The 13,594-nt window shown below is 38.7% G+C and carries 13 protein-coding genes and 2 pseudogenes; 5 read left to right on the forward strand and 10 right to left on the reverse strand.

The annotated features are described in order from the left end of the window. Window positions 1–3: 3 nt before the first annotated feature. The 6 genes from CDG56_RS05515 to CDG56_RS05540 form a co-directional block, all read right to left on the reverse strand. Entirely contained in the window at window positions 4–279 is a 276-nt protein-coding gene (locus CDG56_RS05515; RefSeq protein WP_005160973.1) for a DksA/TraR family C4-type zinc finger protein, read from the reverse strand. 518 nt (window positions 280–797) lie between these two features. Then, window positions 798–2,117 (reverse strand): adenylosuccinate synthase, encoded by a 1,320-nt coding sequence (locus tag CDG56_RS05520; protein WP_005160977.1) that lies wholly within the window; start codon window positions 2,115–2,117, stop codon window positions 798–800. Window positions 2,118–2,175: 58 nt separating this feature from the next. Then, entirely contained in the window at window positions 2,176–3,342 is a 1,167-nt protein-coding gene (locus CDG56_RS05525; RefSeq protein ID WP_087547187.1) for an ATP phosphoribosyltransferase regulatory subunit, read from the reverse strand. Between the two features lie 197 nt (window positions 3,343–3,539). Continuing rightward, window positions 3,540–4,586: a carboxypeptidase-like regulatory domain-containing protein gene (locus CDG56_RS05530; protein WP_087547188.1), complete on the reverse strand. Its 1,047-nt coding sequence runs from the start codon at window positions 4,584–4,586 to the stop codon at window positions 3,540–3,542. Between the two features lie 268 nt (window positions 4,587–4,854). Then, entirely contained in the window at window positions 4,855–5,169 is a 315-nt protein-coding gene (locus CDG56_RS05535; protein WP_087547189.1) for a hypothetical protein, read from the reverse strand. A gap of 39 nt (window positions 5,170–5,208) precedes the next feature. Further along, window positions 5,209–6,234, reverse strand: coding sequence for a type I glyceraldehyde-3-phosphate dehydrogenase (locus CDG56_RS05540; RefSeq protein ID WP_087547190.1), 1,026 nt, complete (start codon window positions 6,232–6,234; stop codon window positions 5,209–5,211). Window positions 6,235–6,414: 180 nt separating this feature from the next. On the opposite strand from CDG56_RS05540, the gene alaS reads away from it, so the two are divergent. The 3 genes from alaS to csrA all read left to right on the forward strand — a co-directional run bounded on the left by alaS (window position 6,415) and on the right by csrA (window position 10,956). Next, on the forward strand, window positions 6,415–9,105 hold the full coding sequence (gene alaS / locus CDG56_RS05545) for an alanine--tRNA ligase (protein ID WP_171295106.1): 2,691 nt from the start codon (window positions 6,415–6,417) through the stop codon (window positions 9,103–9,105). Window positions 9,106–9,171: 66 nt separating this feature from the next. Continuing rightward, on the forward strand, window positions 9,172–10,452 hold the full coding sequence (locus CDG56_RS05550; protein WP_004661340.1) for an aspartate kinase: 1,281 nt from the start codon (window positions 9,172–9,174) through the stop codon (window positions 10,450–10,452). A 240-nt stretch (window positions 10,453–10,692) separates the two neighbouring features. Beyond that, window positions 10,693–10,956 carry a carbon storage regulator CsrA gene (gene csrA / locus CDG56_RS05555; RefSeq protein ID WP_004661337.1) on the forward strand — a complete coding sequence of 88 codons (264 nt, stop codon included), beginning with the start codon at window positions 10,693–10,695 and terminating at the stop codon, window positions 10,954–10,956. Between the two features lie 78 nt (window positions 10,957–11,034). On the opposite strand, the gene rnhB is transcribed toward csrA, so the two are convergent. The 4 genes from rnhB to CDG56_RS05570 all read right to left on the reverse strand — a co-directional run bounded on the left by rnhB (window position 11,035) and on the right by CDG56_RS05570 (window position 12,547). Beyond that, complete coding sequence (rnhB, locus tag CDG56_RS05560; protein ID WP_005160993.1) at window positions 11,035–11,601, reverse strand: ribonuclease HII; 567 nt, start codon at window positions 11,599–11,601, stop codon at window positions 11,035–11,037. A 39-nt stretch (window positions 11,602–11,640) separates the two neighbouring features. Then, the gene (locus CDG56_RS17245; protein WP_005160996.1) at window positions 11,641–11,847 is read right to left on the reverse strand and encodes a hypothetical protein; all 207 of its coding nucleotides are present in this window, start codon (window positions 11,845–11,847) and stop codon (window positions 11,641–11,643) included. An 18-nt stretch (window positions 11,848–11,865) separates the two neighbouring features. Then, window positions 11,866–12,027, reverse strand: coding sequence for a hypothetical protein (locus tag CDG56_RS17250; protein WP_005160999.1), 162 nt, complete (start codon window positions 12,025–12,027; stop codon window positions 11,866–11,868). 145 nt (window positions 12,028–12,172) lie between these two features. Continuing rightward, on the reverse strand, window positions 12,173–12,547 hold the full coding sequence (locus tag CDG56_RS05570) for a hypothetical protein (protein ID WP_005161007.1): 375 nt from the start codon (window positions 12,545–12,547) through the stop codon (window positions 12,173–12,175). Window positions 12,548–12,762: 215 nt separating this feature from the next. Here CDG56_RS05570 and CDG56_RS05575 point away from each other — a divergent pair. Then, window positions 12,763–13,140: pseudogene (locus CDG56_RS05575) on the forward strand (cytochrome b); the annotation flags it as partial. 71 nt (window positions 13,141–13,211) lie between these two features. After that, window positions 13,212–13,594: pseudogene (locus tag CDG56_RS05580) on the forward strand (IS4 family transposase); the annotation flags it as partial.

Here is a 13,594-nt window from a genome sequence, read left to right on the forward strand (position 1 = left end):
GATTTAACGTAATTGGCTATCCTTACTTCCCCGCCGATTAAATAGTTCCAGTGCCTTACTCTTTTCCTCAAGTTGTTGCTGGCAACGAATACAATATTTCACGCCTTTCATCGCTTCACGGCGGGCTTGAGGAATGGGCTCGCCACATTCTTCACAATATAATGCGGCTTCTCCATCTTCATTGTGAGAAAGACCTTGTCTTGCTTTTGCAATCGCATCATAAATTGTTGCATCAATCTGCTCCTGCTCTGCACCGTCACGTGCCCAACCACCTGCCATTGCTGATCCCGTTTCATTTTTATATCTTGTCAATTTAAAATTCTAATACCATTTTATTTAGCTCACAATACGATTATTTATACCGATCACAACTGCTGTGCTATCCACTTCAAAGCACAGCAGTTTTTATTTTTAGAAAAAATAAGGGAATCAATAGATTCCCCTAGATTTCTTATTCGTTTTTTTATTTAACATTTAGGATTATTCTTATTGTATTAAAATGTTCAAACCAATTTCTCTCCCCACCTGATCCAAATTGGTCTGTACCTTTTTAATCGCCTTGATACAACCTAACATTGGCATGCCAGTTCATATCCATTATAGCGAATTGTTTTTTTCGTCATGGTTAAAACCCTCTTCGTTTGAATGTAGAGTGAATATAACGGGGATTTTCCATTTTGTGAAATAACAATGACTGGAATAAAAAGCTGATTTTTTGCTAGAGATTTTTGATATATAAATCCATAAAAATAAAAAAGCCCCTTTTAAAAAGAGGCTTTTGACGTTATCTATTCAGTTTAAGCTGAAAATGGATGACGTAAAATAATCGTTTCTGCACGATCTGGACCTGTAGAAACAATATCAATTGGGCATTCAATTAACTGCTCAAGACGTTTTACATAAGCTAACGCATTTGCAGGAAGTTGATCAATTTGAGTTAAGCCTACTGTAGACTCACTCCAACCTGGCATTGTTTCATAGATTGGTTTTAAGCTTTCAAATGAAATTGCATCAGAAGAACCTGCACAACCTGAATCCACATCTTCATAGCCTACACAGATCTTGATTTCTTCTAAACCATCTAATACATCTAGCTTAGTCAAGCAAATACCAGATAATGAGTTCACTTCAACTGAACGACGTAGAATTTCAGCATCGAACCAGCCACAACGACGTTGACGACCTGTAGATGCACCAAATTCGTGACCCACAGTACCTAAATGACGACCAATCGCATCACCTGTATCTGTAGCAGCATCGTAATGCAACTCAGTTGGGAATGGACCAGCACCTACACGTGTTGTATATGCTTTAGTAATACCTAATACATAATCTAAATGTAATGGCCCCATACCAGAACCAGAACTTACGCCACCAGCGGTTGTATTCGAACTTGTTACAAACGGATAAGTACCATGATCGATGTCAAGTAACGAACCTTGAGCACCTTCAAACATAATTGACTTACCTTCTTTGCGGTAATCATGTAACACTTTGGTCACGTCAATCACTAATGGTGCAAGCACTTCACGCCATTGATTACAAAGCTCAAGTACATCTTCAAACTTCACTTCATCAACACCATAGAATTGAGAAAGTTGGAAGTTATGAAGCTCTAGCATTTCCTTAAGTTTTTCTTCAAGTAATGCGCCACCACGAATCAAATCAGCTACACGTACAGCACGACGTGCAACTTTATCTTCATAAGCTGGACCAATGCCACGACCTGTTGTACCAATTTTGGCATTACCACGTTTTTTCTCACGTGCTTGGTCTAGTGCAATATGGTTAGGCAAAATCAAAGGACAGTTTGGTGAAATACGTAAACGCTCTTTAACAGGTACGCCTTCCGCTTCCAAAATTGCCATTTCTTTGATTAATGCTTCAGGAGAAAGAACAACACCATTCCCGATTAAGCACAATACGTTTTCACGTAAAATACCTGATGGAATGAGGTGTAATACAGTCTTCTTACCACCGACGACAAGTGTGTGACCTGCATTGTGTCCACCTTGATAGCGTACGACCGCAGCCGCCTGATCTGTGAGCAGGTCGACGATCTTACCTTTACCTTCGTCGCCCCATTGGGTACCCAGTACCACAACATTTTTGCCCATAATAGCCTCATTACATCATGCTGTTAAAATTGGAAGCTAAGCTTTTTAAACTTAGCAATTAAATTTTTTCAATTACCCATTGCCCATTTTGCAACACCATTTGATGCGTCGCATAAGGTACAGAGCTTAAATCATCATTACCTAACAATTGCACTACACTTAAACCTTGAGTACGTGCATCAGCAATTGCATTCAATAAATCTTGTTGATTGCCTTTAGGAGCGACAACTGTTTCAATTTCAGTAAATTGTGTAGCACCCAGCGCATATAAGTCACAACTAAAGCCTGTGGCTGGACGCGCACGGCCAAAGTGTTCACCAATACCATCATAACGTCCACCCTGAGCAAGTGGCGCAGCGCGATTAGGCGCATAAATGGCATACATCAAACCCGTATGATAGTGGTAACTACGCAGTTCAATGACATCTATACCAATATCAAGGCTAGACCAGCGAGATCTTATTTCTGCAAAAGTTGTTTTTAATGCATCAAACGCATTTTTAAAATCAACATCATTTAAAATATTTGGACTTAAATGTGCTTGCAAAGCGTCTAGATCGCTCGCATAACGACCTAGAGCATAAAAATCAGTACCCATTGGCAAGTCTTGAGTAAATTCTTCTAATTCTGGTAAAGCCTTGCGCTGATATAAATCAGACAGCTGATTTTCAGTATTTTTATTTAAACCAGCGCGCTTAACCAGACTACGGAATAAACCAACATGACCTAAGTCTAGGTGAACACCTTGTAAACTATCTGTTTTTTCCAACAAACCAAGCATAACATCAATCATTTCGACGTCAGCTTCGATGCTGTCATGACCATATAGCTCCGCACCCAACTGGAGTGGAGCGCGTGTTGCATTAAAGTTTTGCGGTTTTGTATGAAGGACTGTACCTGCATAGCAATAACGAGCCACACCTTCAATTGGTCGAACATGCGCATCAATACGTGCAACTTGCGGTGTCATATCCGCGCGTACACCAAGCAAACGACCAGAAAGTTGATCAATCACTTTAAAAGTGACTAAGTCCAAATCTTGATTCGATTCTGAAAGTGAAGATAACGATTCGATGTATTCAATAAATGGTGTATATACCAATTGATAACCGCGAACTGCAAGAAAATCTAATGCTTGTCTACGCAAAGCTTCAACAACTTGCGCTTGCTCGGGCAATACATCTGCTACCCCATCAGGGAGCAACCATGTCTCTGAAATGGTCATGTTCCAAACCTAAAATCTGTTCAATGTGAAGGCATCCACACAAAAAGCAACCACATAAAAAAATCGGGTGAATGCCCGATTCAGCGTAGTGTAACATGAAGATTTCTATGATGCACCTGAGAATTTTAGTAAATCCCGCATAAAAATAGGCAACCAAAATGATTGCCTAAAATCAATTCCAAGTTTTTTAGATTTGATTATGCTGGGCTATATTCGTACTTCACATCATAGGTAACATTAAAACCGTTTGCATTTACTGTCGCATTGATATTACCTACCGTACCATTAAAGCTACAGCTATTAATCTTAAACTGACCATTTGGTAATTGTGCTGTGACATCATTAGAACCACAGAATTCATTTTGATTAGCTGGTTTTGGAACATTCTTCACTGTTACTGTTGCACCTTGCCCCATCACAGAAGTTGTAACATTCAAATTATAATTTCCTGAAGGAATATTTGGATTATTTCCTAGATCAACAACGACATTTAGACCTGTTGTATCAACACTATAATTCCATGCAAAGTTTTGCCCATTGACGACATACTGCACATTACAAGTATATGTGCTACCAATACCCGTACATTTACTATTCAAACCATTAATCTTAACTTGATCCAGAACCTTGTCCAGACCAGTAGAATCTGCATTAAACGCAGTTTTAAAAATGTTTGGATAACCTTTACTCGTATCTATATTTGCATCAAATACGGTCTTTAAGTTCGCAACAACTTCTTTTGCGGCTTTATCAATAGCAGCATTTATTTCATCACTAGTACTGTCTTTAGCCAGTTTTGCCCAATTGGTATAAATTTCTGCCAATGAGTTGTAATCACGTTTTTCATCCGCTTTGTTGGCAGCCAAAATTGCCTGTGTGGTTAATTGGGTTACATTGACATTACCAGCAGCCGAAGCATAAGAATATAGGGTAACTTGGGATTCACCAGTACCTTTAGTTGCCTTTAATAAATAAGGTGCTCCCTTTTCAACATCGATACTGAATTTACCATCTGCCCCCGCAACAACTGATTTAGTTGTGCCATTTTTATTGACCACTTCAATATTCGCACCAGCCAGAGCAGCTCCAGTTGCAACAGTCCCTGTCAATTTTTCAGTCGTTGTTTGCTGTTGCCCACCATTATTGTTATTTGAACTATTATCATCATTACAACCTGTGACCATTACAATCGCACTAAATAAGGCTGAGCAGATTGCTGTACGTTTTAAAACTATTTTTTTCATTATCAATTATCCTTATGTGTTTAGTGATCAATGCTTTGTGAAGCACGATTTATAATAAGCAACAGCCAAAACACACTTCAAGTTAGTTTTCAGTCAAAATAATAATTAAAAAATATTTAACCATCCAACAAAAATTAATCATTGTTTTGCATAAATTTTACAATTCTATATAGAGTCTTTTCTTGTTTTAAATTTGTATCAAAATATTTAACAAAAACAGTTGTTTATATATACTGATTTGTCAATCCCCTATTCAAGGGGGACAACTTTAGGGCATATTTTTACCATTTTTAACAACCACTTCCAAAACATTGACCAGCTCAACATTTTGTTTTTCTAATGCAGCAATATTGGCAACAGTTTTATCTAACACTTCTTGCTGTACATGCATTTTCTTAGCGAGATCCTGCATAATTTCCAAACTTTTTTTTAGATGCAACTCTAAATGCACTACTTTTTCTTCTAATTGCGCAACATAAATATCTTGGCTTTGTACATTTGACGTTTTAAATTGAAACCAAAATAAAAAAGCAACAGCCATCAATAAAACAATCAGAAAACCCCAAATCAACATCAATGTCATAATTTCATCCCCAAATTTTCTTTTTAATATATGATCTGTTTAATTACAAAAAGATTCACACAAATCAAGTAGTCGATTCGCATATCCCCACTCATTATCATACCATGCAAACACTTTAGCTTGATGACCCACCACCATGGTTTGAGTTAAATCGACGATTAAAGAATAGGGCGAATGATTAAAATCACTTGAAACCAAATCTTCATCTGTCACTTGCATGATCTGCGCATAATCATATTGAGCTGCTTTACTCAAAACCTCATTGACTTTGTGTACTGTAATTGGTGAATGCGAAACAAAAGTTAAATCAATTGCTGCGACATTAATGGTCGGTACACGAATCGAATAACCATCAATTCGACCTTCCATTTTTGGCATGACTTGTTTTAATGCCCCTAATGCACTTGATGTGGTTGGAATAATATTTTGTCCTGAAGCTCGCGCACGACGTAAATCTCGATGTGCATGGTCTAATACCGATTGATCTGCTGTGACTGCATGGATTTCTGTCATTAAAGCGGTATCAATGCCAAAGGCATCATCAATGATTTTGACCAACGGAACCAAGGCCTGAGTAGTGCAAGATACACTCGAAATAATTTGATCAGTTACTTTCACATCATGGTGATTGACACCATAGACAATTGCAGCATCGACCGAATCAAAAGGTGCAGCCCCAATAATCACGCGCTTTGCCCCTGCTTCGACATGCCGAGTTGCATCAGCACGTGAACGGAATAGACCTGTACATTCCAACACCACATCTATTTTTAAATCTGCCCAAAGGAGTAATTCAGGTTGAGCCTGTTTAAATACCTGTAATTTTAATTGTCGTTGATGGGACTGAATATTTAAAAATATCTGTTCATTTTCAATCTGAATTTCAACTTGACCTGCAAAACGTCCATGCGTGGTATCGTATTTAAACAGATGTACCAAAGTCTGCACATCGGCAATGTCGTTGATAGCAACGATATCAAATTGAAATTGTTTTGGACTCTCAAACCACGCACGTAATACATTTCGACCAATTCGACCAAATCCATTGATAGCGATACGTTGCATGCAGAGCCCTTTCATCAAAACATCATCTTTTCTATGCTATATGGTAAAACATGAACAGCGCTATTGAATATAGATTTTTAGCTTAAACACAGTTTTATATGATATTGCTTGTAAAATCGTTGGTTGGGATCATATTTTCCGTTATAATTTAGCACTTTTAAAAATTATGGACGCTTGGTTGTGAGTACTCGTTTTATGACATCCGCTGAAATCCGTGAAGCATTTTTGCGTTACTTCGAATCGCAAGGGCATACACGTGTTGCTTCGAGTTCTCTCGTTCCTGCCAACGACCCAACTTTACTGTTTACCAATGCTGGTATGAACCAGTTTAAAGATTGTTTCTTAGGTTTAGAAAAGCGTGATTATGTTCGTGCTGTTTCATCTCAAAAATGTGTACGTGCAGGCGGCAAACACAATGACCTCGACAATGTAGGTTATACCGCACGTCATCACACTTTCTTCGAAATGTTAGGTAACTTTTCTTTCGGTGATTATTTTAAAGAAAATGCACTGAAATTTGCTTGGGAATTTTTAACCAGCGAACAGTGGTTAGGCTTACCGAAAGATCGTTTATATGTCACGGTTTATCATACCGATGATGAAGCATTTGATATCTGGAACAAAGAAATCGGAATCGATGCTGAACGTATCATTCGTATTGGCGATAACAAAGGTGGCAAATACGCATCTGATAACTTCTGGGCAATGGGCGATACAGGTCCTTGTGGTCCATGCTCTGAAATCTTCTATGATCATGGCGATCATATCTGGGGTGGTTTACCAGGCTCACCGGAGGAGGATGGCGATCGTTTCATCGAAATCTGGAACAATGTATTCATGCAGTTCAACCGTACTGCGGATGGTATCATGCACCCTCTTCCAGCACCTTCTGTGGATACAGGCATGGGCTTGGAGCGTATTTCGGCTGTACTGCAACATGTCAATTCAAACTACGAAATTGACCTGTTCCAGCATTTATTAAAAGCAGCCGCTGAAATCATTGGTTTGGATACCACTGCCATTGAAGCTGAAGCGAAAGCTCAAAATAAACCAGTTGAATACCCAGCTTCTTTAAAAGTGATTGCAGATCATGCACGTTCATGCTCATTCTTGATTGCTGACGGTGTTAATCCTTCAAATGAAGGTCGTGGTTATGTGTTGCGTCGTATCATTCGTCGTGCAGTGCGTCATGGTAACAAGCTCGGTGCGACGGGTTCATTCTTCTACAAGATGTTGCAACCGCTAATTGAAGTCATGGGTGAAGCATATCCTGAACTTGCAGCACAACAGGCACGCATTGAAGCGCAACTGCTGAAAGAAGAAGAGCAATTTGCGAAAACACTTGAACAAGGCTTGAAATTACTTGAAGGTGAATTGGCTCAGCTAAAAGGCAATGTGATTGCTGGTGAAACTGTATTTAAACTTTACGATACTTACGGTTTCCCGACAGATTTAACCGCTGATATTGCACGTGAGCGTGATCTTACAATTGACGAAGCTGGCTTCGAAGTTGAAATGGCTGCACAACGTCAACGTGCACGTGATGCTGGTAAGTTTGCAGTTGATTATAACAACATTGTAAAAGTTGAAGGCGAAACTCAATTTGACGGTTATGATGCAACTCAAGGTCAAGGTCAAATTGTTGCGATCTATAAAGATGGTGTTCAAGTTGATGAAATCAACGAAGGCGATGAAGCACTGATCATATTGAACCAAACCCCTTTCTATGCAGAAAGTGGTGGTCAGATTGGTGACACTGGTATTTTCAAAAACGATACCGGTATCTTTGAAGTTCAAGATACCAAAAAATCTGGTGGCGCTTTTGTACACCAAGGTATCGTCACTATGGGTAGCCTCAAAGCAACTCAAAATGTTGAAGCAACGGTTAAAGCGGATATTCGTGCAGCAACAGCACGCAACCACTCTGCAACTCACCTTCTACATGCCGCTTTACGTCAAATTCTGGGTGAACATGTTCAACAAAAAGGTTCTTTGGTTGCAAGTGATATTTTACGTTTTGACTTTGCCAATGACCAACCTGTTTCATTTGAACAATTGCAACAGATTGAGCGTTTAGTCAATGCTGAAGTGATTGCAAATACGGCAGTAAGCACTGAATTACTTGATATTGAATCGGCGAAGGCCAAAGGCGCAATGATGCTTTTTGGTGAAAAGTATGGCGAAGAAGTTCGTGTACTTTCTATGGGTTCTATTATTGAAGAGAAAAACTTCTCTATCGAGCTTTGTGGTGGTATTCATGTTAAGCGCACAGGTGATATTGGTTTATTCAAAATCACTTCTGAAGGTGGTGTAGCAGCTGGTGTTCGCCGTATTGAAGCCGTAACGGGTACCAAAGCACTTGAAGTTGTTCAAAAAGCTGAAGCTGATATTCAGACGATCAATGCTGTATTGAAAGCGCAAAAAGATCAAACTGTAGAAAAAGTTGAATCAATTGTTGAAACAGCATCAAGTCTGCAAAAGCAAATTGAACAATTGAATCAAAAATTAGCCAGCTTCCAAGCAGCTGATTTATTAGATCAAGTGAAAGAAATTGCTGGTCGTCAAACACTTATCACATCAGTAAAAGGTTTAGATGCCAAATCATTACGCAATCTTCATGACAGCGTAAAATCAAAATTGGAAGATGCAGTCATTATTTTAGCTGGTGTTGACGGTGATAAAGTGAGTTTAATCGCCTCTGTCGCTAAACAATACGCTGCAACTCTAAAAGCAGGTGACATCATCAAACATTTAGCTCAAGAGCTTGGTGGCAAAGGTGGTGGTAAACCTGACTTAGCACAAGGTGGCGCGCCACTTAACGAGAAGTTTGATCAAGTAATCGCAGCATTGCCTGCTTGGCTTGAGCAATAATAACAACTTCACTTTTGTGTAACTGACCCTGATGCCTCTCAGGGTCATGGCTTATATGGAACAACTATGGCATTAATCGTTCAAAAATATGGCGGTACCTCTATGGGTACTCCTGAGCGCATTTTAAATGTTGCTCATCGTGTCAAGCGTTGGCATGATCACGGTCACAAAGTGGTCGTGGTTGTATCGGCAATGAGTGGTGAAACCAACCGCTTACTTGCGCTTGCTAAAGCCATTACTAGCACCCCTAACCCACGTGAACTTGATCAAATGGTGTCTACGGGTGAGCAAGTAACGATTTCCATGTTAGCTATGGCACTGAATTCTATTGGTGTAGAAGCTAAATCATACACTGGACGTCAAGTTGGTATTAAAACTGACAGCGCATTTACCAAAGCGCGTATCGAATCTATTGATACCGATGTCATGACAGCTGACTTAGATGCTGGTCGTGTGATTGTTGTCGCAGGTTTCCAAGGCTTTGATGCTGAAGGAAATATTACAACATTAGGTCGTGGCGGCTCAGATACCTCTGGTGTAGCGCTTGCAGCTGCATTAAAAGCAGATGAATGCCAAATTTACACAGATGTGGATGGTGTTTATACCACTGATCCTCGTGTTGCACCTAAAGCGAAAAAAGTTGACCGTATCTCTTTTGAAGAAATGCTTGAAATGGCATCTTTAGGTTCAAAAGTTTTACAAATTCGTTCGGTTGAATTCGCAGGCAAATATCAAGTTCCATTACGTGTATTATCAAGCTTTGATAATGACAATGACGGCGCATTTGATGAAGATTTCAAACAAAACGTAGGCACATTAATCACGACTGAGGCAGAAGACGACATGGAACAACCAATTATTGCAGGTATTGCATTTAACCGTGACGAAGCAAAATTAACGATTTTGGGTGTTCCAGATGAACCGGGCATTGCCTCTAAAATCTTATCCCCGATTAGTGATGCTAACATTGAAGTGGATATGATTATCCAAAATGTTGAAGAAGATGGTACTACTGATTTTACCTTTACTGTAAATCGCAATGATCTTGCTAAAGCTAAAGCAATCTTGGACCAAACAGCAAGCAGCATTGAAGGCTGTGAAGTTGTAACTCGCGATGACATCGTAAAAGTGTCTATTGTTGGTGTAGGTATGCGCTCACATGCTGGTGTAGCAAGCAAAATGTTCACAGCCCTTGCAGATGAAAGCATTAATATCCTCATGATTTCTACTTCAGAAATTAAGATTTCTGTCATCATTGAAGAAAACTACTTAGAGCTTGCTGTACGTTGCCTACATACTGCTTTTGGTTTAGACCGTGAACATGGCGAAAGCAGTGCACGTGCTTAATTCATAGTACAATAAACATATTTACTTTCAAGTAAATGGTAAAAAATACAGAGCCACTATAGTTTTTATTACAGTGGCTCTGTTATATTAAGTTGTGAGGTTTTTCAGAAAAACTCGGCAGAACTTACGAAAAAAAGCTGTTTTTTACATATTTCTGTTAAAATTTTCTGTATATTAAGGCTGTGCTTTCAAATAATGAATTCCCTGTCGCAAGTTTAAGCGTTTAGCAAGGAGATAAACATGCTGATTCTGACCCGTCGTGTCGGAGAAACATTAATGATTGGGGATCAAGTCAGTGTTACTGTGCTTGGCGTAAAAGGTAATCAGGTGCGTATTGGTGTAAATGCTCCAAAAGAAGTTTCCGTGCATCGTGAGGAAATTTACCAACGTATCCAACATGAACGTGCTATGCATGAGCATTTACAACATCTTGATCAAGATTATCAACTTTCTTTTGAAGAAGATAATAACGATTTCACTCGACATAATAACTTCAATCGTTAATGTACAGAATTCTTCTCTAACAACTAAAGCGACTAATCATTAGTCGCTTTAGTTGTTTATGGAGACTCATTTATATATTTATAAACCCAGTGCTTTTTTTACTGGCGCATAACTACGACGATGTTGATCAATCACCCCATACGCTGCAATTGCTTCAAAATGTGCTTTGGTTGGATAGCCTTTATGTTTTGCAAAACCGTAATTCGGGTATTTCTGATCTAGTTCATACATTTGACGGTCACGTGTTACTTTAGCCAAGATACTTGCTGCACTAATCTCAGCATGACTCGCATCCCCACCAACAATCGCCTCACACAATATTTCAATTCCTTTCGGAATTTGGTTGCCATCAACAATCACTTTTTCAGGCTGAATGTTTAAGGTATCTACAGCACGACGCATGGCTAAAAAAGTTGCCTGTAAAATATTAATTTCGTCAATTTCTGAGTGGGAAGCTTCTGCAATTGACCAAGCTAAGGCCTTCTCTTGAATTTCTAAGAAAAGTTTTTCACGTTTCTTTTCAGTTAATTTTTTAGAATCATTTAAACCATCAATCGGATTATTGGGATCTAAAATTACCGCAGCAGCAACAACTGAACCGACCAAAGGCCCACGCCCTGCCTCATCTACACCAGCAACAAACATGATATTACTCACAAAGATTAGCTGCTTCAGAGCAACTAATTACAACCTATTTAAACTGTTGTATTTTATCACTTCTGATACGCAAGCGTTCATCGTTTTTGCGACAGCAACGCCTGTTAATGCTGTTCTAGCTTTTGAACCAACTGCCGCTAAAGCAAGCTCTGATGGAGATAATACAGTAGGTGCATTTTTACCAACACATTTACAAATTTGCTTTTTCTTCTGTTGTTTTTGGTTCTTGGTCATTCATTTACTTGCAACTTTCTAAGCCGCGAAATCATCGATATCATGAGTACACTTGGTTTGTGCTGCACATTGTATTGCTGACGTACCCATTTTCAGTTTAGTTGGTTCAGCACTTTGTGCGTCAACACCTGCAAATAAGGTAAAGAAAGAGAAAAGAATAAAAAAATTGTTCTTATTCATACAAAACCTATTCTAAACGTAGGTATTTTTACAATTTAATCATATAAGTCTATTAACACGATCTCCAATTACAAGACCATATCAATTTCATGTAAAAAAGCAGAACCAAGTCAAACTTAGCTCTGCTTAGCGTATTTCATCAGAATTATTTCTTCAACACTTCTGCGACACAGGCATTTACTGTTTTAGAAACAACTTGATTTACAATCGTTGCACGCGCTGTAGGATCAATCGCAGCTGTGGCCAATTCAACAGTCGTTACACTATTTGGTGCTTTTTCACTAACACATCCACATACATTCGTTTGAATGTTTTCACGTTGCTCAGATGTCATTAAACGTGTCGCTGTTTTCCATGCTGGTAATGTATTGATCTCATTAATACATTTTGCATTCACAGCAATTTTTAATGCAGCCATACCTAGCTGCTGAGATGTTGTTGCAGTGGAATTATTAGTATTTGGCGCAACACACCCATTTAAAGCAAATAACATAGGTACGATAAAGAATAATTTTTTCACGAACTCAAACCTGTATCCAAAATTTTAGCACGCGTATTGTGCCTAAAGGATGACTTGAAAGAAATGACTGTGTAGATTCTTTACATAATATAACAATCAAGTTGCATTTTACTTACTGCTCTACACGTAAAACGCTCTGTTACATATACACTGTATATGAAGAAAAATGAGCTATTTAAAATCGTAAAACTCATATTCACCGCTAGGATGTTGCGATGTCAACCTCAGCACAATATTACACTCGCACAGCGCAAATTTTACACTGGCTGATGGCGGCTATTTTTATCACAGCTTGGCTGATCGGCTTTTACAGTGGGAATTTTCTCAGCTATGACGTTGATGGAAGCTTCAAAGGCAATGTTATTACACTACATAAAAATATAGCCACCACCATTATCTTTCTGGTTGTGATTCGAATTTTTTGGCGTTACACCCACCCAGTCCCTAAACTACCAAACACCATGTCACCTATGATGAAGACTTTGGCTCATATCGGCCATTTCTTACTGTATATCATGCTACTTGCGCTACCAATTACCGGCTGTTTATTTAGCTGGAGTGCTGGACATCCAGCTCCTGTTTTATATTTATTTCTCTGTACACGACAAAAAAAGATAACTCATTGAAATAATGGCATAATACTTGTTTTCTGACGACGAATATGATGACACATTTCAATGAGTTATATCTCATCTTAAACAAATATCTAAAGTGGAACAAGTCACATGTAAAATGTTTTACACTGATTATGCTGGCATTAATTGTAAAACAGACATGTAATCTTTCTTCTGCATCTAAAGCCTTGCCCATCAAGTGCTTACCACAATCATTTTATCGACGTATACAACGCTTCTTTGCAGATCAGTATTTCGATTATCGTCAAATTTCTCAGTTAATTTTCAATATATTTTCATTCGATAAAGTCCAATTAACTTTGGATAGAACCAACTGGAAATGGGGAAAACGAGATATCAATATCTTGATGTTAGCCATCGTCTATCGTGGAATAGCGATACCTATTGTTTGGACATTGCTCAATAAACGTGG

Origin of the sequence: Acinetobacter sp. WCHA39, from assembly GCF_002165385.1 — a bacterium.
Lineage (GTDB): Bacteria > Pseudomonadota > Gammaproteobacteria > Pseudomonadales > Moraxellaceae > Acinetobacter.